The organism is Streptomyces sp. NPDC058663, assembly GCF_042716745.1.
Classification (GTDB): Bacteria; Actinomycetota; Actinomycetes; order Streptomycetales; family Streptomycetaceae; genus Streptomyces.
In genome coordinates this window covers 112,852-136,243 of record NZ_JBHXRV010000008.1, presented here as the reverse complement: position 1 = coordinate 136,243, position 23,392 = coordinate 112,852, and the positions used below count along the sequence as shown (strand labels likewise).

The following is a 23,392-nucleotide window of genomic DNA, read 5'->3' as shown; positions in this document are numbered from 1 at the left end:
GGGCGTCAGAAGGCGGAGTGGGCGAACCAACGCTCCAGCAGTTCACCGTCCCCCGAGGTGGTGAAGGTGGCCAAGGTGTCGGCGTCGTGCCGCACCCTGCCGTACACGAGCAGCAGGAGGTCGGCGGCCGCTCCGGACACGGTGGCATCGGCCGCCTGCCCCGCCTGCCCCGCCGGGTCCTGGGGCTCGATGCCGAAGCCGTCGGGGCGCAGGCGGACCAGCCAGTCGGCGCCGGTGTCCGTGGTCCGGAAGCGGAGAGTCTCCCCGGTGCCCCGCAGTTGGGCGGTTCCGGGGGCGAAGGGTGTGGCGAAGGGCAGGTTGACCAGGAATTCGTCCACGCCGTCGGTGGCCAGGACGGGGTCGATCAACGGCCGCTCACCGAGGGCGAGTTCGGCGTCCGTACGGTGCACGAGGGTCTCGAAGAGCATCCGGCGGATCCAGAACCTGGCGTGCCCGTCGGCGCCCCATGCCCACATACGTGTGTCCGGGTCGACGGCGGCGAACGCCCCGGCGGCCTCCTCCGCGCTGTGGGCCAGCCAGTCCGGATAGTCCTCCTCGCGCTGCGGCAGCCGCAGGTCGACCTCGCGGCTCTCGGGCGGGGTCGGGAACCCCCGGTGCAGCAGGGCGGCGAACCAGCGCTGCACGCTGCCGGTGTGCTTGATCAGGTCGAGCAGGGTCCAGCCCGGGCAGCCGGGCACCGGTGTCGCCAGATCCGCGCCCCGGGTGAGCGCGACGAGGGTGGCGGTCTCGGTCGCCACGGCCTCGCGGTGGACGGCGGGGAGCAGGGCGGCAGGTGCGCCGGAGGGCTGTGTCATGGGGTTACGCCTTCTCGTTCTCGTCCGCCGCGCAGCTCGCGGCGAGCGCTGCGGGGGTGGTGCCGTCCAGGGTGGCGGTCAGGGTGTTGAGGCGGGTCCGCAGGTCCCTGACCTCGTCCAGGGAGAGGCCGGTGGACGAGGCGATGGCCCGCGGTATCGACAGGGCGCCCGCGCGGAGCGCCACGCCCTGTGCGGTGGGCCTGACGGTGACCGACCGCTCGTCGTCCGGGCTGCGGCGCCGCTCCACGTGGCCTGCCGCCTCCAGGCGCTTGAGCAGGGGGGAGAGGGTGCCCGAGTCGAGCCGCAGACGTTCGCCGATCTTCTTGACGGGGAGCTCGCCGTCCTCCCAGAGCACCAGCATCACCAGGTACTGCGGGTAGGTGAGGCCGAGGTCCTTCAGTGCGGTGCGGTAGACGCCGTTCAGTGCGCGTGCCGCCGCGTGCAGCGAGAAGCAGATCTGGTGGTCGAGGCGGAGGAAGTCCTCGTCCCGTACGTCCGCCTGAGCCTCCGCCTCCACCCCCGCGCCTGTCCGCTCTCCGGCCTGGTCCTTCGTGTGTTCCGTACCCATGCAGACATCGTACCGCGTGCCATTTAGTTGTGCACAACTGAATTGTGTGCTCTAGTGGTGACAGGGAAACCCCCGCACCGACGACCGAAGAGAGCTGGACACCATGGACGCGCTGTACACCGCTGTCGCCACCGCCAACGGCCGCGAGGGCCGTGCCGTCAGCTCCGACGGCCAGATCGACCTGCCGCTCGGCTTCCCCGCCGCCCTCGGCGGCGACGGCCGGGGCACCAACCCCGAGCAGCTCTTCGCCGCGGGCTACGCCGCCTGCTTCGCCAGCGCGATGGGCTCCATCGCCCGCCAGGAGAAGCTCGACATCGCGGACGTCTCGGTGACCGCCGAGGTCAGCATCGGCAAGGACACCGACGGCGGCTTCGGCCTCTCCGTGGTCATGCGGGTCGAACTGCCCGAGCACCTGGAGGGCGAGACGGGCCGGACGCTGCTGGAGAAGACCCATGCGTACTGCCCCTACTCGAAGGCCACCCGCGGCAACATCCCCGTCGAGCTCGTCATCGAGTAGTCGGGCGGAGGGGCGGGGACACCGGTCGAGCGGGGGTGCCGCCCACCCGAGGAAGGGCGCGGGGTGTTCCCGTACGGCTACGGGGCGACCGAGCGCGGAGGCGCCTTTCGTACGGAACCTCGTACGGAAGGCGCCTCCGCGCTCCACGCGTGGCCGCCGTCAGGCAGTGGCGCGCACCGCCTCGCGGATGAGGTCGGCGACCGCTTTGGGCTGGAGGGCGCGACCGCGTGCGAGGCGCCCGCCAGCTCCACCACCTTCGATCCGGCGCGCTCGGCGCCGAACCGCTCCACCTTGGGGTTGATCGCCTGGCCGGCACCGGCGACGAGCGCCCAGGAAGGCTTGGTCCGCCACGCGGCGGCCGACGCGGTCTCGGTGAAGGCGGCGGCAGCGAGCGGACGCTGCGACGCCGCGACGCTGCCAGGACCCTGGTGACGCCGGCGGGCAGGTCGGCGGCGAAGATCTCCCCGAACGCGTCGGCCGCGACGGTCACCTCGACGGCGTCCCCGCCGCCCTGCACCGGGTACCTCTTCTCCACCAGGTTGCCGACCAGCTCCGACAGCGGGAAGCGGCCCCGGAGTTCGCCCAGGCTCTCGCCGACTCCGCCCCAACTGGAGGCGTCGGCGAAGGCGCCGTGGACGAGGACGACGGTGGGCGTGACATTCATATGAGGCTTCTCCACTGGTAATTGACGACAGGTCAGAAGGTGTTGTCAGCTGGTGTGCAGCGCGCGGAGCAGCGTGCCTGCGGCCAGCGTGATCGCGGCCTCGGCGGCGTGCGTCTCGCGCAGCGCGTTGAGCATCACGAAGTCGTGGATGACGCCCTGGAAGCGCACGGCCGTCACGGCGACGCCCGCCTCGCGGAGCTTGTTCGCGTACGCCTCGCCCTCGTCGCGCAGCACGTCGGCCTCGCCCGTGATGACCAGCGCCTGCGGCAGTCCGGCCAACTGCCCGGTGGTGGCGCGCAGCGGGGACGCGGTGATCTGGGCGGCGCTCCGCCTCGTCGGTCGTGTACTGGTCCCAGAACCGCTGCATGCCGTCACGGCGCAGGAAGTAGCCGGTGGCGAACTGGTGGTACGAGGCGGTGTCGAAGGCCGCGTCGGTCACGGGGTAGAAGAGCACCTGCGCCACCAGCGGGACGTCGCCGCGCTGCTTGGCCATCAGGGTCAACGCGGCAGCCATGTTGCCGCCGACCGAGTCGCCCGCCACGGCAAGGCGGGTGCCGTCCAGGTCCTTGGCCGCGCCCTCCTGGACGATCCAGCGCGCGACCGTGTGGTTCTGCTCGATGGCGACGGGGTAGCGGGCCTCGGGGGAGAGGTCGTACTCGGGGAAGACCACGGCGGCGTGCGCACCCACGGAGAGTTCCCGCACGAGGCGGTCGTGGGTGTAGGCGTCGCCGGACACCCAGCCCGCGCCGTGGGGGCAGAGGACCACCGGCAGCGGCCCCGTCGCACCGGCGGGCCGCACGACCCGGGCCCGCACCGAGCCGCTGGGACCCCCGTCCACGGTGATCCACTCCTCGTCGACGGCCGGCTTCGCGATGGCGCCGGGACTGCACCTCGTCGACCGCCTTGCGGCCCTCCGCGGGCGGTAGGTCGAAGAGGTAGGGCGGGTTGGCGGTCGCTTCCGCGAAGGCGGCCGCGGCAGGGGCGGCGGCGGGCACGGCGCGCACCGGGTGCTTGCTCAGTACGGAGACCCGATTGAAGGCGTTGATGGCGATCGCCACCCAGAACACCGCGGACATTTCGGCGTCGCCGAAGACCTGCCGGGCGGCGCCGTAGGCGCGCTCCTGTGCCTTGGCGTCCGCGGGCGCGGTGGTCGCCTCCGCCATAGCGAGCGCCGCGCGCTCCCACTCCGTGACCACCTCGGTGCCGCGCCGGGCGGCCGGCACCCCGAGCCGCTGCACGCTCTCACCTGCACGCACCGCGGCGCGGGTGTGCACGTGGAGGCAGTAGGCGCAGGAATTGATCTGGGAGACGCGGATGTTGACGAGCTCTGCTGTCGGACGGTCCGTCAACGTGCACTTTTCCAGAGCCGTTTCCGGCAGGTGTGCTCGCATATCATCGAACGCAATTATTGAAGATGTAACCATATGGGCGAGAGAAGCGTGTCATGAGCACTGTCGGGCAGGAATCGCAGCAGGAACCGAAGATCGACGTACTCGGGCCCCGGGACGTTCCGCTCGGCGGCCCACGCGCGATGACCGTACGGCGCACACTGCCGCAGCGGGCCCGTACCCTGATCGGCGCCTGGTGCTTCGCCGACCACTACGGCCCCGACGACGTCGAGGCCACCGGCGGCATGGACGTCGCACCCCACCCGCACACCGGCCTGCAGACCGTGAGCTGGCTCTTCGACGGGGAGATCGAGCACCGGGACAGCCTGGGCACCCACGCCATGGTGCTGCCCGGCGAGCTGAACCTCATGACGAGCGGCCGCGGCATCAGCCACTCCGAGGTCTCCACCCCGCGCACCACGACCCTGCACGGCGTCCAGCTGTGGGTGGCGCTCCCCGAGGAACACCGCGACACCGCACCCGACTTCCAGCACTACGCCCCGCCGCAAGCCCACCTGACGCACGGAGTCGACCTCAAGGTCTTCCTGGGGTCCCTGGCCGGCCAGACCTCCCCGGTCCCCACCTTCACCCCGCTGCTCGGCGCCGAACTGGCCCTGGCACCCGGCGCCACGGCCACCCTTCCGCTGGACCCCGCCTTCGAACACGGCCTGCTCGTCGACCGCGGCGACATCCGCATGGCCACGACCGTCCTGCACCCGGCCGACCTCGGCTTCGTCGCCCACGGCCACCACACCCTGACCCTCACCAACGTCTCGGACACACCCGCCCGCGCGGTCCTCCTCGGCGGCACGCCTTTCGAGGAGCAGATCATCATGTGGTGGAACTTCATCGGCCGCTCGCCCGAGGACATCGCACGGGCCCGCTCGGACTGGATGAACGGCGACAGGTTCGGTGAGGTGAAGGGCTACGGCGGCCCCTCCCTGCCGGCCCCGGAACTCCCGACGGTGCCGCTGAAACCGCGCGGGAACGCGCGCTGACCTGTGCAGATGTATCGCACGACACGAGCGGCAAGACGGTCGACGCCGGCGCCGGCTCCAGGAGAGGTCGCCTGAAAGCGGTCGGCGTCCTGATACCGGGCTCCTCGGAGGGCTGGTTGTCGTGTCAGGGCGCAGCCTTGTCCCGAGGCCGGCGCACAGCTGCTTCGCTTCTTCCAGGCCGGCCTCGCGAACCCACGCATCTCGATCAGGCGTCACTGTTGCTTGGCGTTGCTGGCCATACCATGGCGAAGGGGGCTGAGCGCGCGATGGGGCTGCGCAAACTTCTCGAAGCCAGGGGGTTGAGAATGGGAGGCATGAGCGCAAGCGAGCGAGTTGCGGGCTCCTTGATTGCGTATGCGGTACTTGTCGACCTGAGCAACGAGTGCGAAGCCCTCGATGAAGTGGTCGTGGCTTCGGAAAACTGGGCTGCCGCGGCAGAACTTATGCGTGCGGCCGGCTACCGGAAGGTCCCCAAACGCCCCAGCAACAGCGAGGTCCCTGTAGGGGCCCTGAGCGTGGCTTTCTCTACGCCCGGGACTGTTTTCCGAAAGCGTTTCATGGCGGAGTCTGCGTGGCTCCCGTCTTCGGCTGCAGCACAGGGCTGAGGCGGAAGCGGGACCATACGATCTCGCCGAGCGGGGTGCGGTCCTTTACGCCCCAGCCGTCGGCGAGCGCGTCCGCCAGCGCCGGCCCACGCCCAGAGGGGGCGGTATCGGAGGCCCGGCAAAGAAGGGGGTGCTGGTCGCGGCTGTCGTGCACGTCCAGGTGTACGGCTTCCTCGTCGGCGTCGAGCCGGGCCAGGGAGCCCTGGCCGTCTTCGCTGCCGTGGACCAGGGCGTTGATCGCGAGCTCGGAAACGCAGGGTCGGATGTCCTCGACGCGGCTGCGAAGTCCCCAGCCGTCCAGGGCCGTGGTGGTGAACTCGCGTGCCTGTCCGCCGGGTTCGGACCGGACCTCGAAAACTGCTGGGTTGTCCCGGTCACCGTGGCCCTCATGACTCGGCGTCCAGGATGCGGGTAAAGCCGGCACTGCGACGCTGGTCGGGGCTGCCAGGTGCGAAATGGCCGGCCCAGCGGCCCCGATACCGCGACCGGGACGTACCGCAGCCGCTTCGCCCTCTTTCGATGTCGGGCCCGGGCCCATGGGTCCCCGGGCGGGGTGGGAGAGAAGGTTGGGCCGGGGGAGGGGGGGCTGCCGGTCAGTGGGCCGAGCCGCCGTATTCGGCGTGCCGGCCGAGCACTTCGTAGAGGGGCTCGTCGTCGAGGGGAGGGGGCAGGGCAGTTCTGCGTATTTCCGCTCGTGCCTCCGCGAGGAGACGCAGGAACTCTTCGTCGGTCATGGCGCTCACCAGATTTCGGTTCTCACCTGTGATTCGGTGCCGGCGACTTCCCGGATTGGTGGCCCCGGCAGCGGGAGGCGGCGCACCTGAGCGGGCCGTGGCGCTGTCGCTGGTGAAGGCCCGGCAGACGGTGCCGGGGCCGCGGTGTCCGGTGAGTCCGACGTGGGTGACCAGGGCGTCGCCGGTGCAGACCACCCGGTCCGTCTGCAAGCCGGTCAAGGTCTCCTTGCGCAACGACTTTCAGAGCCGTGTGAGCGCAGGGACGGTGCGTCGTGGAGACGGCTGGCAGCTGAGCCCAGCCGCCGGCCTGGCCGGCACCTTGGTCAGGTGGGGTGCCGGCCAGGGGTCTTGGGGGTGTGCGTCGGGAGGACGCGCCGTGGCTCCGGGTGATGCGAGCGATCGCCTCGATGGTCAGGGCTCGGTCGTGGGGCTCGGTCTCCAGAGCGCGGTGGATGGACAGACCCTCGATCAGCGCGTCGAGCTGGCGGGCCGTCGTTGGGTCGAAGTGCCGCTCCAGGGCGACGCGGCTGCGGCGCATCCATTCCCGGGTCAGCTCGCGGAAGGCGCGATGTCGGGCTGCGAGCGGCTCGACGACGCACGGTCGCGCCGCCTCCCAGCCAGACATTGTCGCCGATCGTGATCGGCCTGGCGCGCGGGCGTGGGACACCGTCGGCCGAGCGGCGGACCCAGTGCGGAGGGGGTACACCCAGAAGAAGCGAACGGACACAGCTGAACACTGCGGGGAGCGCGCTCCTGTCGGCACGGCGGATACCCCGCCCATAGGCTGACCGGGCCGCCTATAGGCTCTCGATATGAGCAGACAGGCGCCCACCCTCGAGGACGTCGCGCGGGAGGCGGGCGTCTCCCGCGCGACCGTGTCCCGGGTGGTCAACGGCGTCCGCAACGTGGATCCGACCATCCAGGCCGCAGTGCGCGGCGCGATCGAGCGGACCGGCTACGCCCCGAACCGTGCCGCGCGCTCCCTGGTGACCCGGCGCACCGAAACCATCGCGCTGGTCGTCTCAGGAGCGGGCAACGACTCGGAGGGCGAGCAGGACCTGTTCGCCGCCCGGATACTCGCCGACCCGTTCTTCGGACGGGTGGTCAGCGGGGTCGTCGGCTTTCTGCGCCCCCGGTCGATGCACCCGGTGCTGATGTTCGCCGAGTCCGACGCCACGCGGCGGGACGTGATCGCCTACTTGGGGCAGGGTCGCGCGGACGGTGCACTGATCTTCTCCACGCATGCCGACGACCCACTGCCCGAGTTGCTCGCCGCCGGGCGCCTCCCCTGCGTACTGTTTGGGCGCCCAGCCCGCCCCGCGGAGGTCAGCTATGTGGACGTAGCACACCGGGAGGGCGGCCGGCTGGCTGCGGAGCAGCTCGTGGCGCGCGGCTGCCGCCGCGTCGCCACCGTCACCGGGCCGCTCGACCTGCCCATGGCGCAGGAGCGGCTGAACGGGTTTCGCGAGACGATGGCGCACTACGGCCATCCCTACGTCCGCACTGCCGAAGGCGGTTTCACCGCACACAGCGGCGCCGAGGCGATGACTCGTCTGCTGGCCCAGGACGCTGAGATCGACGGGGTCTTCGCCGCCAACGACCTGATGGCGCAGGGCGTCTGCCGGACCCTCGACGAAGTCGGCAGACGGGTGCCGGACGACGTGGCGGTGATCGGATTCGACGACTCGAGCCCCGCGCTCTCCTGCCGGCCGCCGCTGACCACGGTCCGTCAGCCGGTGGAGGAGATGGCGGCCACGATGGCGCGCCTCCTCCAGGAGCAGATCGAGGGCGGCCCGGCCCAACCCCTCTCGGTAGTCTTCGACGCCCATTTGGTGGTCCGCGAATCGGCGTGACGGCCCGTCAGGGCCCTGGAACGCTGTGATGGCACCAACCGGACCGAGCCGTGTGCGGGTGAGCCGGCGGGTGCATGCGCGCCGACGACATCGAACCCGCCCTCCGAGCATTCTCATCGCTACTTAAGTCAAGAGGAAAGGAAAGCCGTGTCAGAAGTATTGACCACGCCTGGGGGGAGGGGCATGGTTCCGGAGAGCGCTCTCCCCGGCGCTGTTCCCGTAACAAGGAGACCCCCCTGATGCCTACATTTGGCATGCCCCTGGCGGCCCCGCCGCCGCCCCGTGGTCGCGTTCGGCGCAGTCTCGCGGCTGCCGTCGTCACCGCGCTCGCAGCCACGCTCCTGGCCGTGGTTCCGACCAGTGCGGCACAGGCTGCTCCCGTGCTCCTGTCACAGGGCAAGCCCGTGACGGCTTCGAGCCAGGAGCACTACGGAACTCCGGCGACCGAAGCGGTTGACGGAAATCTCGGCACCCGCTGGTCGAGCGCGGCGTCCGACGCGCAGTGGCTGCAAGTGGATCTCGGCAGCTCCGTTGCGCTGAATCAGGTGGTGCTGCGCTGGGAGGGGGCCTACGCCAAGGCCTACCGGATCGAACTGTCCACGGACGGCACCAACTGGACGACCGCCTATTCGACCGCTGCGGGTGCGGGTGGCACCGAGACCGTCGCCGTCACGGGCACGGCCCGGTACGTGCGCATGCAGGGCGTGACGCGGGCCACCGGCTACGGCTACTCCCTCTGGGAGTTCCAGGTGTACGGCGGCGGCGACAGCGGCCCCACTCTGCCCGGCGGCGGTGACCTCGGTCCCAACGTGCACGTCATCGAACCCTCCACCCCGGACATCCAGGGCAAGTTGGACAAGGTGTTCGACGAGCAGGAGTCGGCACAGTTCGGTTCCGGCCGGCATGCCTTCCTCTTCAAGCCCGGCACGTACAACAACCTCAACGCGCAGGTCGGCTTCTACACCCAGGTCGCCGGTCTCGGGCTGCGCCCGGGTGACACCACCATCAACGGTGACGTGACGGTCGACGCGGGCTGGTTCAACGGCAACGCCACCCAGAACTTCTGGCGCGGCGTGGAGGGCCTGACCCTCAACCCGGTCAACGGCACCAACCGGTGGGCGGTCTCGCAGGCCGCGTCCTTCCGCCGTATGCACGTCAAGGGCGGTCTCAACCTCGCGCCCAACGGCTACGGCTGGGCGAGCGGCGGTTACATCGCCGACTCGAAGATCGACGGCCAGGTCGGCAACTACTCGCAGCAGCAGTGGTACACCCGCGACAGCTCCATCGGCGGCTGGTCCAACAGCGTGTGGAACCAGACCTTCTCGGGCGTCGAGGGCGCTCCGGCCAATGCCTTCCCCGAGCCCCGCTACACCACGCTGAACACCACGCCCCTCTCCCGCGAGAAGCCCTACCTCTACCTCGACGGCAACGAGTACAAGGTCTTCGCCCCCGCGAAGCGCACCGACGCCCGCGGCACCAGCTGGGCGAACGGCGCCCCGGCGGGCACCTCCGTACCGCTGAGCCAGTTCTACGTCGTCAAGCCGGGTGCCACCGCCGCCACGATCAACCAGGCGCTGGCGCAGGGTCTGAACCTGCTGTTCACCCCCGGCATCTACCACGTCGACCAGACCATCAACGTCAACCGGGCAAACACCATCGTGCTCGGCCTCGGCCTCGCCACGATCATCCCGGACAACGGCGTCACCGCAATGAAGGTCGCGGACGTCGACGGCGTCCGTCTGGCCGGCTTCCTGATCGACGCCGGGCCGGTCAACTCGCCGACCCTGCTGGAGCTCGGACCGCAGAACTCCTCCGCCGACCACGCCGCCAACCCCACCACCGTGCAGGACGTCTACATCCGCATCGGCGGCGCCGGTGCCGGCAAGGCCACCACCAGCATGGTCGTGAACAGCGACGACGCCATCATCGACCACACCTGGGTGTGGCGCGCCGACCACGGTGAGGGCTGGGGCTGGGAGACCAACCGTGCCGACTACGGTGTCCGCGTCAACGGCGACGACGTGCTGGCCACCGGCCTGTTCGTGGAGCACTTCAACAAGTACGACGTCGAGTGGTACGGCGAGCGCGGCCGGACGATCTTCTACCAGAACGAGAAGGCGTACGACGCCCCGAACCAGGCCGCCATCCAGAACGGCGACACCAAGGGGTACGCCGCCTACCGCGTCGACGACTCGGTGAACACCCACGAGGCGTGGGGTCTGGGCAGCTACTGCAACTACAACGTGGACCCGACCATCGTCCAGGACCACGGCTTCAAGGCACCCGTCAAGCCGGGGGTGAAGTTCCACAGCCTCCTGGTGGTGTCCCTCGGCGGCATGGGCCACTACAACCACGTCATCAACAACACCGGGGCGTCCACGATCCCGGCCGGCACGTCGACCGTGCCGTCCACCGTCGTCTCCTTCCCCTGAGACGACTCTGCCTCACCGCAGACCGGTGAGGACCTCGATTCCCTTCCGGGCCGGGTGCTCGCTTCCCCGCAGCCCGGCCCGGAAGGGCTCGCACGCTCACTCCGTGCATCCCCCTCCACGAGCGCCGTACGCGAGTCGGCCGGACGGCCCGGCCCCACGCACCCGGCGTCACGAATCAGCCAGGAGCACCCGTGTCCAGTCCCCCCTTCGTCCCCAACCGTTCCCGCAGACACAGCGGAATGTCCCTCGTCGTGCTCGGCGCCCTTCTGGTGTCCTCCCTGACGCTGAGTCTGTCCCCGCAGGCCCAGGCCGCGGACACGCTTCTCTCCCAGGGCAAGACCGCTACCGCCTCCTCCCAGGAGGGCGAGGCCTTCGCTGCGTCCGCCGCCGTCGACGGGAACCTCACCGGGACCCGGTGGGCCAGTCAGTGGAGCGACGCCCAGTGGTTCCAGGTCGACCTCGGCGCCAGCCGGAACCTGAGCCGCGTCGTCCTTACCTGGGAGGGTGCGTACGGCAAGAACTACGAGATACAGACCTCCGACAACGGCACCGACTGGCGCACCCTGAAGACCGTGACCGGCGGTGACGGCGGCACCGACGAGATCGCCGTTTCCGGCACCGGACGTCATGTCCGGATGCAGGGCCTCGCCCGTGCCGGCGGCTACGGATACTCGCTGTGGGAGTTCCAGGTCTACGGCAGCCAGGGCGGCACCGTCGATCCCCCGCCGGGCGGCGCGGTCAAGGTCGCCGGCTCACAGGGCAACTGGCAGCTGACCGTCGGCGGTCAGCCGTACACGGTCAAGGGGCTCACCTGGGGTCCGTCCGTCGCGGACGCCCCCAAGTACCTGCCCGACGTGAAGTCGATGGGCGTGAACACGATCCGCACCTGGGGCACCGACGGTTCCACCAAGCCGCTCCTCGACGCCGCGGCCGCCCAGGGGCTGAAGGTCGTCAACGGGTTCTGGCTCCAGCCCGGCGGCGGCCCCGGCAGCGGCGGCTGCGTCAACTACGTCACCGACACCACGTACAAGTCGAACTCGCTCAACGAGTTCGCCAAGTGGGTGGACACCTACAAGAGCCACCCCGCGACCCTGATGTGGAACGTGGGCAACGAGTCCGTCCTCGGACTGCAGAACTGTTACAGCGGCGCCGAGCTGGAGGCGCAGCGCAACGCCTACACCAGCTTCGTCAACGACGTCGCCAAGAAGATCCACACCATCGACCCGGACCACCCGGTGACCTCCACGGACGCCTGGACCGGCGCCTGGCCGTACTACAAGCGCAACGCCCCCGACCTCGACCTGTACTCGATGAACTCCTACGGCGACATCTGCGGAGTGCGCCAGGACTGGGAGGAGGGCGGCTACAACAAGCCGTACATCATCACCGAGGGCGGTCCGGCCGGTGAGTGGGAGGTGCCCGACGACGCCAACGGCGTCCCCGACGAGCCGACCGACGTGGCGAAGGCCGACGGCTACACCAAGGCCTGGAACTGCATCACCGGCCACCAGGGCGTCGCCCTCGGTGCGACGCTCTTCCACTACGGCCTCGAGCACGACTTCGGCGGCGTCTGGTTCAACCTCGTGCCCGACGGCCTGAAGCGCCTGTCGTACTACGCCGTCAAGAAGGCGTACACCGGCTCCAACGCCGGCGACAACACCCCGCCGGTCATCAGCAACATGACCGTCACCCCGGCGTCCGCCGCCCCGGCGGGACGAGAGTTCACGGTCCGGGCCGACATACGTGACCCCGACGGAGACCAGGTCACCCCCAAGATCTACCTGAGCGGCAACTACGCGAACGGTGACAAGCGGCTGGTCGACGCGCAGTGGCGCGCCACCGGCAACGGAACCTTCGCCGTCACCGCGCCCGAGAAGCTCGGGGTGTGGAAGGTCTACATCCAGGCCGAGGACGGCAAGGGCAACGCCGGCATCGAGACCAAGTCCGTGAAGGTCGTCGCCCCGCCGGTCACCGGCACCAACCTCGCTCTGAACAGGCCCACCACCGCCTCCTCCGCCCAGGCCTCCTACGGCGACTGCCCGTGCCCCGGGTCCAACGCCACCGACGGCAACACCTCCACCCGCTGGGCCAGCGACTGGAGCGACCCGCAGTGGATCCAGGTCGACCTCGGTTCGGCCAAGCCTCTGCGCACCCTGCAGCTCGTCTGGGACCCGGCCTACGCCAAGTCCTACGAGGTGCAGGTGTCCGACGACGGGAACACCTGGCGCACCCTCCACACCACCACGACGGGTAACGGAGACATCGACACCATCGACGTGACGGCCACCGCCCGGCACGTCCGCCTCCAGCTGACTGCCCGGGGCACCGGGTGGGGCTACTCCCTGCACGAGTTCGGCATCTACAGCTGACGGCGCCGACCACCGTGAGCGGGGGTGGCGGGGCCCGCAGCAGGACACCGCCACCCCCTGCACCACTGCACCCCTGCACCACTGCACCACCGTACGCATCGAAGAAGCCCGTCATCAGTCGCGTGGCCCCCGCACCAGCACGCGAACCCACCCCCCATGGGCAGGAGAACCCCATGAGATCGAGTTCCAAACGGCTCCCCGCACTCCTCCTCGGAACCGCGCTCCTCGCGAGCGTCCTGGGCGTCGGCACGGTAGCCACCGCCGCGGACACGGACGTGCGCGTCCCGGCCGCCGCCTCCGCGCCCGCCGCCCACAGCGGGCACTCCATGGCAGTGTCCACCCAGGCATCGGGCGACGACCCGGACGGGGACGGCTACATTCCCGCCGTACCGCAGGTCACCGGAGTGACACCGTCCACCGCCACCCCGCCGCCCGCCTACCACCACGAGTTCCAGGCCGGCTGCTCCGTCACCCACACCGCGCCGGACGACCCGATCGTCTACCCGGGCCAGTTCGGCAAGTCCCACGACCACACGTTCATGGGCAACACCTCCACCAACGCCGCCAGCACCACCGGCTCGCTCTACGGCGGGAACACCACCTGCAAGGCACCCGCGGACGCCTCCGCGTACTGGATGCCCACGCTGTACAAGGGCGACCAGAAGATCCTCCCCGTCGGCCCGCAGGTCATCTACTACAAGGCGGGCGTCACCGACTACCGGAGCGTGCGGCCCTTCCCCAAGGGCTTGCGGTACGTCGTCGGCGACCCGATGCAGAGCGCCCAGGAGTTCCGTGCGCACAAGGGCTTCGTCGAGGGCTGGGAGTGCGGTGACAGCTTCTTCAACACCGACATCCCGGCGAGCTGTCCGAGCCGGCCCGACGTACAGCTCAACCTGCGGATGCAGGCGCCCAGTTGCTGGGACGGCAAGTACCTCGACACCCCCGACCACAAGAGCCACATGGCGTATCCGGTCGTGAAGCCCGGCACCAACGACAACATGTGCCCCGCGTCCCACCCGGTGGCCCTGCCGATGATCGAGTTCAAGATGGCGTGGCCGGTCAACGGTGACATGAGCCAGGTCCGCCTGGCCAGCGGCCGTGGCTACTCCTTCCACTACGACTTCTTCAACGCGTGGGAGGAGCGCACCCTCAAGGCCCTGGTCGACCACTGCATCGTGGGCGGCCTCCAGTGCGACACCCGAGGCTTCGACCTCTACCGCCCCGAACGCGGCACGGTTCTGAACGCCGACCACCGACTGCCCTGAGCGGACCGGGAGATCCGCTGAAATCCGGCCGCCCCCGCGCATCCAGGGGGCGGCCGGGCCCTTGGTGCGCCTGCCTTCTCCGTACGGCCCCTCACCAGCCGGGCCAGTGCCACGGCCGAGCGCGCCTCCTCGCGCCGGACCCGGCGCAGTTCGGCGGGCGTCGGGTTCTGGTGGATGCCCAGCACCGCCGAGTGGGACATCGCACCGTCGGTCGCGAACGCGACTCCCACGCGGGCGCCCTCGGCGGCGAGCCGGGCCATGGTGCCGCCGACAGCGATCACCTCGTCGTCCGGGTGCGGGGAGAAGACCAGGACCCGGCGCGCGTTCCGCCGCGCCTCACGGTCCTTACAGAGCCGGCGCCCTGCGGCGTCTTCACTGTGCCGCCCGCTTCCCGAGCGAGGTCTTCCACGCCGGCGTCGTCTCCTCGGCTTCCGGCGGCTCCCGGCGGCCTCCCCGGGCGAAGAACTCGGCGAGCGGCAGGACCGCGGCGCCGACCGTGACGGCGTCGGGTCCCAGGGTGCCGAGTCCGATGCTCACGTGGGAGGCGGGGTAGGGGAGGGCGCCGAGGATGGCGTGCTCCCTGACGCTGTCGAGGAACCGGGCGCCGAGCTGCAGGCCTGCCCAACCGCCGACGACGATCCGCTCGGGTTGGAAGAGGTTGATCAGATCGGCGAACCCGGCGCCCAGGTATTCGGCGGTCTCCTCCAGGACGGCGAGTGCGGTCGCGTCGGCCTCGGCCCCGGGGGTGGAAGGGTGGGCGGAGGCGAGAAGCGCGGTGAGTGCTGTCTCCTCATCGGCGCCGGCCGGAGGGCAGCCGCCGGCCTCCCGCCAGCGCTCCAGGAGCGCTTCCGCTCCGGCGTAGGCCTCCAGGCAGCCCTGGGCGCCGCAGCGGCAACGGCGCCCCCGGACCCGGACTTTCAGATGTCCCCATTCCACGGCCCGCGCGGAGTGCAGGTCCTCGCTGACGACGCACGCGCCGACTCCGGAGCCGAAGAGGACGACGACGGCACTGCTGGCTCCGCGTCCGGCCCCGAACCACATCTCGGCCTGACCCAGCGTCATGGCCCCGTTGTCGATGAAGTACGGCACCTCCGGCGGCAGCGGCACGGCCTCGCGCAACAGCCGCTCCAGGGGCACGGCATCCCAGCCGATCGTCTTCCCGTGCACCACCGCGCCGTCGTGCAGCGTCCTGGCAACGATGCCCGGAACTCCCACGCCCACGCCCAGCAGTTTCCCGGGCGCCACCCCTGCCTGCCGGACGACCTCTTCGATCCCGTCACGGATGTGAGCGACCACGAGGGCGACGTCGTAGCGCTCCTCCCGTCGCCGTTCGTGCGTGGCCAGCGGTTTCTCCACGCGTGCGAGCTCGGTGAGGGCCAGGTCGAAGAGCTCGACCCGGACCCGCGTCTCACCGACGTCGACGCCGATCATGCAGGCACTGCCCTGGTGGATGCGCAGGAGAGTACGGGGTCGGCCGCCGGCGGAATCGACGCTGCCGGCCTCCTCCACCAGGCCCTCTGCGACCAGCTCCGCAACCACGTTGCTGACGGACCCCGAGCTGAGGCCCGTGGCCGGCCCGAGGGAAAAGCGGCTCAGAGGCCCGTCGAAATACAACCGTTGCAAAACCGTCGTGCGGTTCTCTCTCCGCAGGTCACGCACGGTACGACCGCTGCGCACTCTCACCGGACACCCTCTTCCGTAGGCCCTATGCGCAACATACCGCTGTGACGACCCTTGACGCGACCTTCTCCCGAGGTTTAACTCACACCCTAAATTAAGCCGAGAGGCCCTCAGGCCCTCGCGTGGGACGCAGCTCCTGTTCCCACTCGGCTTCACCATCCCTGAAAAGGACTCGTGGACCCATGCGCAGAATCAGAATCGCAGCCGTCGGTGCCGTCACGCTCTCCCTCGTCCTCTCGATGGCTGCCTGCGGCGGCGGTTCCGCCGGGGGTTCCGGGTCCAACGAACAGCCCAAGACTCTCACCTACTGGGCATCGAACCAGGGTGCCAGCATCGAGGTCGACAAGAAGGTCCTGCAGCCCGAGCTCGACAAGTTCGAGAAGCAGACCGGCATCAAGGTGAAGATGGAGGTCGTGCCCTGGGCCGATCTGCTCAAGCGGATCCTCACCGCGACCACCTCGGGCCAGGGCCCCGACATCCTCAACATCGGCAACACATGGAGTGCCTCGCTGCAGTCGACCGGCGCCCTGCTGCCGTGGGACGCGAAGAACTTCGACGCCATCGGCGGCAAGGACCGCTTCGTCGAATCGGTCCTGGGTTCCACCGGTGTCCAGGGACAGGACCCGGCCGCCGTTCCCCTGTACTCCATGGCGTACGCGCTCTACTACAACAAGAAGCTGTTCAAGGAAGCGGGCATAGCCAAGCCGCCGGCCACCTGGGACGAGGTCGTCGAGGCGGGGAAGAAGCTCACCAAGATCGGCAAGTCGGGCATCGGGGTCGAGGGCTCCAACCTCTCCGCCAACATCCACCAGGTCTTCGTCCTGGGCAAGCAGCACGGCGCCGACTTCTTCACCGCCGACGGAAAGGCCGACTTCACCTCCGACAGTGCGGTGGCCGCCGTCAAGCAGTACGTCGACCTCATGGCCACGCACAAGATCGCCGCTCCCGGTAACGCCGAGTACGCGCAGAACCAGTCCCTCAGCGACTTCTCCAACGACAAGACCGGCATGGTGCTGTGGCAGACCGCGGCTGCCACGTTCAAGACCCAGGGAATGTCGGAGGACGAATGGGGGGTTGTGCCGGCCCCCGTGCCGTCCGGCCGGCCCGGCCCGGGCAAGCAGACCAACTCCATGGTCGCCGGCATCAACATGGCCGTCTTCAAGAACACCAAGAACCACGAGGGCGCGCTGAAGTTCGTGAAGTTCATGACCAGCGACGAGGAGCAGAAGACCCTCAACAAGGCCTACGGCTCCATTCCGCCGGTCAAGACCGCCCAGCAGGACCCCGCCTTCAACACCCCGGCCCTGGCGGCACTCCGCGACACCCTCGCCTCCAGCGCCTCCGCCCTGCCGCAGGTCCCCGAGGAGTCCCAGTTCGAGACGGTCGTCGGCACCGCGGTCAAGGAGCTGTTCGCGGAGGCCGCCGCCGGCCGGGCCGTCACCGCTGATTCCGTGCGGGCCAAGCTCGAAAAGGCCCAGCAGCAGATGCCCAAGAAGTAGGCCGCCCGACCATGACTGAAACCGTCGTCACTCCGCGGAGTGAGCGGACGGTGCGCAAGGCCGCACCCGGAGGGGCGCGCACACCGCGTCGCTCCGGGCGTCGCCGCGTCGCACTGCCGTACCTGCTCCTTCTGCCCGCTCTGCTGCTCGAGCTCCTGGTCCACCTCATTCCGATGCTCATGGGCGTCACCATGAGCTTCCGTGAGCTCACCCAGTTCTACATCCGCAACTGGTCCGAGGCCCCCTGGACGGCCCTGGACAACTACTCCGTCGCCGTCGACTTCGACGCCCCCGTCGGCCAGGCGCTCCTGCAGTCCTTCCTGACGACCTGTCTGTTCACCGTCCTGTCCGTGGGACTGTGCTGGTGCCTGGGGACGGCCGCCGCGATTTTCCTCCAGGAGAACTTCCGGGGCCGCGGCTTCCTGCGGACCCTCTTCCTCGTCCCGTACGCGCTGCCCGTCTACGCCGCCGTCATCACGTGGGCGTTCATGTTCCAGCGCGACAACGGCATCATCAACCACGTCCTGCACGACCAGCTCGGCATCGGCGACAGCCCCGCCTTCTGGCTCATCGGGGACAACAGCTTCTGGGCGCTGCTCATCGTCTCGGTCTGGAAGGGCTGGCCCTTCGCCTTCCTCACCGTCATGGCGGGCCTGCAGAACATCCCCCGGGACATGTACGAGGCCGCGGCCCTCGACGGCGCAGGCGTGTGGAAGCAGATCCGGCACATCACCCTGCCGTCCCTGCGCTCCGTCAACCAGGTCCTCGTCCTCGTCCTCTTCCTGTGGACGTTCAACGACTTCAACACGCCGTTCGTGCTCTTCGGCAAGGCGGCCCCCGAAGCCGCCGACCTGATCTCCTTCCACATCTACCAGTCGTCGTTCCAGACGTGGAACTTCGGCACCGGTTCGGCCATGTCCGTGCTGCTCCTGCTCTTCCTCCTCGTCGTCACGGGCGTCTACCTCCTGCTCACCACCCGCGGAAGGAAGACTTCCGATGTCTAGGCACGCGCAGCCCGCTCAGCGCTCACCCATGGCCGCACCCAGTTCGTTCCTCTGGACCCGGCGGATCTTCCTGACCCTGCTCACCGCCTTCGTCGTGCTGCCCGTGTACGTGATGATCTCCAGCTCCCTCAAACCCCTCGAGGACGTCTCGGGGAAGTTCGAGTGGATCCCGTCCGACATCACGCTGCGGCCGTACTTCGACATCTGGGAGACCGTCCCGCTCGCCGACTACTTCGTGAACTCGATCCTCGTCGCGGGCGCGGCCACCGTCCTCTCCGTGATCGTCGCGATCTTCGCCGCGTACGCCGTAAGCCGCTACACCTTCCGCGGCAAGCGGGTCTTCACGGTGACGGTCCTCTCCACGCAGATGTTCCCCGGCATTCTCTTCCTGCTGCCGCTCTTCCTCATCTACGTCAACGTCGGCAACGCCACCGGCATCGCTCTCTTCGGCTCCCGCGAAGGCCTGGTCCTCACTTACCTGACCTTCTCGCTGCCGTTCTCCATCTGGATGCTGACCGGCTACTTCGACTCGATCCCGCGCGAACTCGACGAGGCAGCGAAGGTCGACGGCTGCGGTCCGATCCGCGCACTGTTCCGCGTCATCGTGCCGGCCGCCGCCCCCGGCATCATCGCCGTCGCCATCTACGCCTTCATGACCGCCTGGGGCGAGGTCCTCTTTGCCTCCGTCATGACCAACGAGACCACCCGCACCCTCGCGGTCGGCCTCCAGGGCTACGCCACCCAGAACGACGTCTACTGGAACCAGGTGATGGCCGCCTCCCTCGTGGTGAGCGTCCCCGTCGTCGTCGGCTTCCTGCTCCTCCAGCGCTACCTCGTCGCCGGCCTCACCGCGGGTGCGGTCAAGTGACGTCCTCCTCCTCCATACTGACCACGAAGAGGTTCCCTGTGTCCGAATCCACCGACTTCCACACCTCGCTCGACCTGGAGGCGTTCCCTCCGGACTTCGCCTGGGGAACGGCGACCGCCGCCTACCAGATCGAGGGCGCCGTCGCCGAGGACGGCCGCTCCCCCTCCATCTGGGACACCTTCTCCCATGTCCCCGGTGCGATCGACAACGGCGACCACGGCGACGTCGCCTGCGACCACTACCACCGCTGGCCCGAGGACATCGCCCTGATGAAGCGCCTCGGCACCGACACGTACCGGATGTCGGTCGCCTGGCCCCGCATCGTGCCCGGCGGCGACGGCCCGGTCAACAAGGCCGGACTCGACTTCTACGACCGGCTCGTCGACAGCCTCCTCGACGCCGGAATCACCCCGTCCGTCACCCTGTACCACTGGGACCTGCCGCAGATACTCCAGGACCGGGTCCTGGACAGCCACGGCGGCTGGACCGAGCGGGCCACGGCCGAGCACCTCGCCGCGTACGCCTCCGTCGTCGCGGAGCGGCTCGGCGACCGGGTCACCCGGTGGGCCACCCTCAACGAGCCGCTCTGCTCGGGGTGGATCGGCCACCTGGAGGGCCGGATGGCCCCCGGCATGACCGACCTCACGGCGGCCGTGCGCGCCTCGTACCACCTCCTGCTCGGACACGGCCTCACCACCCAGGCCGTCCGCGCCGCCGCGCCGGGGGCCCAGGTCGGACTGGTCACCAACCACTCCACCGTCGCAGCCGCCTCCACCCGGCCCGAGGACATCGCCGCCGCGGCCCGCATGGACGGCCACACCAACCGCTGGTGGCTCGACCCGGTGTACGGCCGTGGCTTCCCCGCGGACATGCGCGAGCTGTACGGGGTTGAGCTGCCCGAGCGGGCCGGGGACCTGGAGACCATCGCCGCCCCGCTCGACTGGCACGGCCTCAACTACTACTTCCCGGTCACCGTCACCGACGATCCGGCCGGCCCCGCCCCCTACGCCGCCGAGGTACGCCTGCCGGAGGTTCCCCGTACCGGCATGGACTGGGAGATCGACGCCGGCGGCCTGGAAGCCTTCCTGCTGCGGCTCACCGACGACTACGGCGCACGCAAGCTGTACGTCACCGAGAACGGCTCGGCCTTCCCCGACACCGTCGGTCCCGACGGCGCCGTCCACGACCCGGAGCGCACCCGCTACCTCGAGCAGCACATCGCGGCCTGCGCCCGCGCTCTCCGCAAGGGCGCGCCGCTCGCCGGCTACTACGCCTGGTCCCTGCTCGACAACTTCGAATGGGCCTACGGCTACGACAAGCGTTTCGGTCTGGTCCACGTCGACTACGCCACGCAGAAGCGGACCGTGAAGACGAGCGGCCGGCGCTACGCGGACATCGTCCGCGCCCACCGGGAGGCGACCGCCGGCTGACCGGCGCCCCGCTTCCGGCCCCTGACGGGACCAGGACGTCCGGCGAACAGGCGGCGGGCACGGGGTCCGGGCCGGCGGGGCGACATCTGCCCCTGTTCCCGGACCTGTCCCTGGATCCGCTGCTGTCCGAGTTCGTCGGCCGTGAAGGGAACCGGGGGACTGTTCCCGGGTACGGAGGAGTCATCATCGGCCTGCGGCAACAACGGGGTTGGACCCAGGAACAGCTCTCCGCCCACTCCGGCGTCAGCGTCCGGACCATCCGCAACATCGAGACGGGCCGGGTGGGCAACCCCCGTCACTCGTCCGTGCGGATGCTCTTCGCCGTCCTGGACGAGGAGAGCCTCTACGCCTCGGGCACCGGCATCCGAGCCGCTCCGGATCACCCTGCCGCCTGGCGCGGCCCGCTCCCGTCGCACGGGCCTTTCCCCGGACGCGGTCAGGAGCGGGCGGAGACGCTCGCCGCTCTCCGCGACCACCGGCTCGTCGATTGGACAGGTTCGGACGGTGTGTGCAGCCGCGTCGTCGGTAGTGGCTGATGCGGGCTTGGTGTTGGCCTCTGCGTCGCCATGGGGACCGGCGCAGGACGTGGTCGATGGGCGTTGGTTGGGGGTGCGGGAGGCATCTGAGTCAGATCGCCTACTGACCCGCCGACACCACCCTTGACCACATATGCGAGACCTCCTCGGGTTGGCGGACACTGCGGCGGGCGAACTGTCCCGCCGGGCACCCGGACTGTTGCGGGTCCTGCGGGGGGATACCGATCACGTCCTGCTCGACGGAACGCTCGCCGAGTGCGACGGGCCGGCTCCTGGGTGACCACGCCGATCAGACGTCTTCCGCACCAAGACCTCACCGCGAGCCAACGGACGATCAACTGGGCCCTGTCAGCGGCACGAGCACCGGTCGAACGAAGCGTTGCAAGCCTGAAGTCCTGGCGCGCCTTCCGCAGAGCCCGCTGCAGCCCCCACCGCACGACGGTCATCGCCGCTGCCGTGCGAGCCTGCGGCTGTGCCCATCAAGGGCGTCCAGCCGACAACGTGGCGTGCAGGATGCAGGTGTCGTCGTGGCGGGCGTCCGGTGTGGCAAGGGCGTCCAGGATGCGGGAGCCCTGGTAGGCCTCGGCGGTGTGCGCGAGTCGGGTCAGGCCCTCGTCGATGTCTCCGCCCGGCACTTCGACCAGGCCGTCGGTGAACAGCAGGAGATGGTCCCCGGGCAGCAGCTGGAGGGTGGCTTCTCCGTAGGAGGGTGCGGCCGTGGCTCCGAGCAGGATGCCCCGGGGGGCGGGCAAGTAGCGGGCGCGGCCCTGTCGTAGCAGGAGGGGCGGCAGGTGCCCTGCTTGCACCCAGGTGAGCTGTGAGGTGATGGGGTCGTAGCGGCCCATGATCATGGTGGCCGTGCTGAAGTTCCGACCGGAGGTGTGCAGCAGCAAGGTGTTGAGACGGGTGAGGATCTCCGCCAGGGGCGTCCCCGTGATGGCCATGCCCTTGGTCATGAAGCGGAGCTGGGCCATGGTGGCCACCGCGTCCAGCCCATGGCCCGCGACGTCGCCGACGACGAGCAGCGCACTGCCGTCGGGCAGTTCGATGGCGCTGTACCAGTCCCCTCCCACATTGAGCCCCTCTTGCAGGGGGTGGTAGGCGACGTCCACGGTGAGTCCGGCAACGCGGAGGGACTGCTGGGGCAGGGGGAGCAGAGCGTGTTGGAGGCGGGCGGCGACGTCCTTCTCGGCGGCCAGCAGACTGCTGTGGGCCGAGGCCGCTTGCTGGTGCTCCAGCATCTGCTGCTCGGCTCGATGCACCGGCGTGCGGTCCTGGAAGAAGCCTCGGACCTTGACGGGCGTTCCCTGTACATCCAGTTCGGCCTCCGCCACGATGCGCACATGCCGGACCTCCCCGCCGGGAGCGGTGATGCGGAACGCGTGATCAATGGGGCTGCCCCCGCTCAGCAGCCGCTGCACCGCCTCGTCCGTACCGGGGAGGTCCTCGGGGACGGCGAAACGGGGGAGCTCCTCCAGAGTCACCGTGCCCATGGTCCGTTCCCGGCCGAAGATCGTGAAGACTTCCTCCGACCATGTGGTTTCGTTGAGGGACAGGTCCCAGTCGGCCCACCCCATCCCCGCCAGGCGCTGCATCACCGTCAGGCGGCGCTGCTCGCGTTCGCCGGTGTCCAGCCGGACCCAGGAGACGATCAGCCCTCCCATGCAGGCCGCCACGCGCACAGCAAACCGGGACCGGCGCGGAATCCCGGCGAGAACCTCTTCGTACTCGAACGGTTCTCCCTCGTACCGGCCGCCGCTCTCCAGCACCTCGAGGTACCCGCGCCACAGGTCACTGCCCCACACGGTGGGGTAGGTCTCCAGAACGCTGAGGCCGACCATCTCCTTTCCCTGGCGGGACCCGATGTCGACCGCATCAGGTGACGCGGCGACGACACGGAAGTCGGCAACATCCCCGTTCTGTCCGTATACGGGCCTCAGGAAGATGGCGGAGCCGGGCAGTCCGTTCAAGACCTCCTGCACCGAGAAGACCGGCACAGCCGCCCGGTCGTCCTGCGTCCCGGACGGCCGGGGTACGAGGTGGCGGCTGGTGGACAAGCCGAGGTCGCCCTCCACGACACCCGGGCCGTCCCCGCCCGACGGAGCCGGTCCCAGCTCATCGCGGTCAGTCATGCCCCGATCATGGCACGCCGCGCCAGCGGGGTTCA

Annotated in this window: 18 protein-coding genes and 5 pseudogenes; 12 read left to right on the top strand and 11 right to left on the bottom strand. The window is 69.7% G+C overall.

Annotated features, from left to right (window positions below):
- Window positions 1–5: 5 nt before the first annotated feature.
- Window positions 6–815 (bottom strand): maleylpyruvate isomerase family mycothiol-dependent enzyme, encoded by an 810-nt coding sequence (locus ACFWVV_RS08260; protein WP_384354801.1) that lies wholly within the window; start codon window positions 813–815, stop codon window positions 6–8.
- Between the two features lie 4 nt (window positions 816–819).
- Window positions 820–1,383, bottom strand: a complete 564-nt coding sequence (locus ACFWVV_RS08255) for a MarR family winged helix-turn-helix transcriptional regulator (RefSeq protein WP_384354799.1) — start codon at window positions 1,381–1,383, stop codon at window positions 820–822.
- Window positions 1,384–1,486: 103 nt separating this feature from the next.
- On the opposite strand from ACFWVV_RS08255, the gene ACFWVV_RS08250 reads away from it, so the two are divergent.
- On the top strand, window positions 1,487–1,900 hold the full coding sequence (locus ACFWVV_RS08250) for an organic hydroperoxide resistance protein (protein WP_384354797.1): 414 nt from the start codon (window positions 1,487–1,489) through the stop codon (window positions 1,898–1,900).
- 159 nt (window positions 1,901–2,059) lie between these two features.
- On the opposite strand, the pseudogene ACFWVV_RS08245 reads toward ACFWVV_RS08250, so the two are convergent.
- The 3 pseudogenes from ACFWVV_RS08245 to ACFWVV_RS08235 form a co-directional block, all read right to left on the bottom strand.
- Window positions 2,060–2,564 (bottom strand): annotated as a pseudogene (locus ACFWVV_RS08245) (alpha/beta fold hydrolase).
- Window positions 2,565–2,609: 45 nt separating this feature from the next.
- Window positions 2,610–3,559, bottom strand: a pseudogene (locus ACFWVV_RS08240) (alpha/beta hydrolase).
- Window positions 3,551–3,955 (bottom strand): annotated as a pseudogene (locus tag ACFWVV_RS08235) (carboxymuconolactone decarboxylase family protein); the annotation flags it as partial. The pseudogenes ACFWVV_RS08235 and ACFWVV_RS08240, both read right to left, overlap by 9 nt.
- A 53-nt stretch (window positions 3,956–4,008) precedes the next feature.
- On the opposite strand from ACFWVV_RS08235, the gene ACFWVV_RS08230 reads away from it, so the two are divergent.
- The gene (locus ACFWVV_RS08230; RefSeq protein WP_384354795.1) at window positions 4,009–4,950 is read left to right on the top strand and encodes a pirin family protein; all 942 of its coding nucleotides are present in this window, start codon (window positions 4,009–4,011) and stop codon (window positions 4,948–4,950) included.
- Window positions 4,951–5,505: 555 nt separating this feature from the next.
- Here the strand turns inward: ACFWVV_RS08230 and ACFWVV_RS08225 are convergent.
- The 3 genes and pseudogenes from ACFWVV_RS08225 to ACFWVV_RS08215 all read right to left on the bottom strand — a co-directional run.
- Window positions 5,506–5,979 (bottom strand): ATP-binding protein, encoded by a 474-nt coding sequence (locus ACFWVV_RS08225; RefSeq protein WP_384354793.1) that lies wholly within the window; start codon window positions 5,977–5,979, stop codon window positions 5,506–5,508.
- A 169-nt stretch (window positions 5,980–6,148) separates the two neighbouring features.
- Window positions 6,149–6,508, bottom strand: a complete 360-nt coding sequence (locus ACFWVV_RS08220; protein ID WP_384354876.1) for a hypothetical protein — start codon at window positions 6,506–6,508, stop codon at window positions 6,149–6,151.
- Window positions 6,509–6,668: 160 nt separating this feature from the next.
- Window positions 6,669–6,872: pseudogene (locus ACFWVV_RS08215) on the bottom strand (TetR family transcriptional regulator); the annotation flags it as partial.
- Window positions 6,873–7,101: 229 nt separating this feature from the next.
- Between ACFWVV_RS08215 and ACFWVV_RS08210 the strand changes: the two are divergent.
- The 4 genes from ACFWVV_RS08210 (at window position 7,102) to ACFWVV_RS08195 (ending at window position 14,208) form a co-directional block, all read left to right on the top strand.
- Window positions 7,102–8,142 carry a LacI family DNA-binding transcriptional regulator gene (locus tag ACFWVV_RS08210; RefSeq protein WP_384354791.1) on the top strand — a complete coding sequence of 347 codons (1,041 nt, stop codon included), beginning with the start codon at window positions 7,102–7,104 and terminating at the stop codon, window positions 8,140–8,142.
- 239 nt (window positions 8,143–8,381) lie between these two features.
- Window positions 8,382–10,574, top strand: a complete 2,193-nt coding sequence (locus ACFWVV_RS08205) for a discoidin domain-containing protein (RefSeq protein WP_384354789.1) — start codon at window positions 8,382–8,384, stop codon at window positions 10,572–10,574.
- A gap of 239 nt (window positions 10,575–10,813) precedes the next feature.
- Window positions 10,814–12,943, top strand: coding sequence for a discoidin domain-containing protein (locus tag ACFWVV_RS08200; RefSeq protein WP_384354872.1), 2,130 nt, complete (start codon window positions 10,814–10,816; stop codon window positions 12,941–12,943).
- Between the two features lie 173 nt (window positions 12,944–13,116).
- Window positions 13,117–14,208, top strand: coding sequence for a DUF1996 domain-containing protein (locus ACFWVV_RS08195; RefSeq protein WP_384354787.1), 1,092 nt, complete (start codon window positions 13,117–13,119; stop codon window positions 14,206–14,208).
- Here the strand turns inward: ACFWVV_RS08195 and ACFWVV_RS08190 are convergent.
- Together ACFWVV_RS08190 and ACFWVV_RS08185 are read right to left on the bottom strand one after the other, a co-directional pair.
- Window positions 14,157–14,519 (bottom strand): PIG-L deacetylase family protein, encoded by a 363-nt coding sequence (locus ACFWVV_RS08190; protein ID WP_384354870.1) that lies wholly within the window; start codon window positions 14,517–14,519, stop codon window positions 14,157–14,159. The two genes, ACFWVV_RS08195 and ACFWVV_RS08190, sit on opposite strands and share 52 nt — an antisense overlap.
- Before the next feature lie 61 nt (window positions 14,520–14,580).
- Window positions 14,581–15,891: an ROK family protein gene (locus tag ACFWVV_RS08185; RefSeq protein WP_384354785.1), complete on the bottom strand. Its 1,311-nt coding sequence runs from the start codon at window positions 15,889–15,891 to the stop codon at window positions 14,581–14,583.
- A 179-nt stretch (window positions 15,892–16,070) separates the two neighbouring features.
- Between ACFWVV_RS08185 and ACFWVV_RS08180 the strand changes: the two genes are divergently transcribed.
- The 6 genes and pseudogenes from ACFWVV_RS08180 to ACFWVV_RS08155 form a co-directional block, all read left to right on the top strand.
- Complete coding sequence (locus ACFWVV_RS08180) at window positions 16,071–17,387, top strand: ABC transporter substrate-binding protein (protein WP_384354783.1); 1,317 nt, start codon at window positions 16,071–16,073, stop codon at window positions 17,385–17,387.
- Between the two features lie 11 nt (window positions 17,388–17,398).
- Window positions 17,399–18,391 carry a carbohydrate ABC transporter permease gene (locus tag ACFWVV_RS08175; protein ID WP_384354781.1) on the top strand — a complete coding sequence of 331 codons (993 nt, stop codon included), beginning with the start codon at window positions 17,399–17,401 and terminating at the stop codon, window positions 18,389–18,391.
- 28 nt (window positions 18,392–18,419) lie between these two features.
- The gene (locus tag ACFWVV_RS08170) at window positions 18,420–19,259 is read left to right on the top strand and encodes a carbohydrate ABC transporter permease (RefSeq protein WP_384354868.1); all 840 of its coding nucleotides are present in this window, start codon (window positions 18,420–18,422) and stop codon (window positions 19,257–19,259) included.
- Window positions 19,260–19,297: 38 nt separating this feature from the next.
- A complete protein-coding gene (locus ACFWVV_RS08165; RefSeq protein WP_384354779.1) occupies window positions 19,298–20,689 on the top strand; it encodes a GH1 family beta-glucosidase in 1,392 nt (463 codons plus the stop codon).
- Window positions 20,686–21,225, top strand: coding sequence for a multiprotein-bridging factor 1 family protein (locus tag ACFWVV_RS08160; protein ID WP_384354866.1), 540 nt, complete (start codon window positions 20,686–20,688; stop codon window positions 21,223–21,225). The genes ACFWVV_RS08165 and ACFWVV_RS08160 overlap by 4 nt, the downstream gene beginning before the upstream one ends.
- Before the next feature lie 169 nt (window positions 21,226–21,394).
- Window positions 21,395–21,690: pseudogene (locus tag ACFWVV_RS08155) on the top strand (hypothetical protein); the annotation flags it as partial.
- 14 nt (window positions 21,691–21,704) lie between these two features.
- Here ACFWVV_RS08155 and ACFWVV_RS08150 read toward each other — a convergent pair.
- A complete protein-coding gene (locus ACFWVV_RS08150) occupies window positions 21,705–23,357 on the bottom strand; it encodes a PP2C family protein-serine/threonine phosphatase (protein WP_384354777.1) in 1,653 nt (550 codons plus the stop codon).
- Window positions 23,358–23,392: the final 35 nt, after the last annotated feature.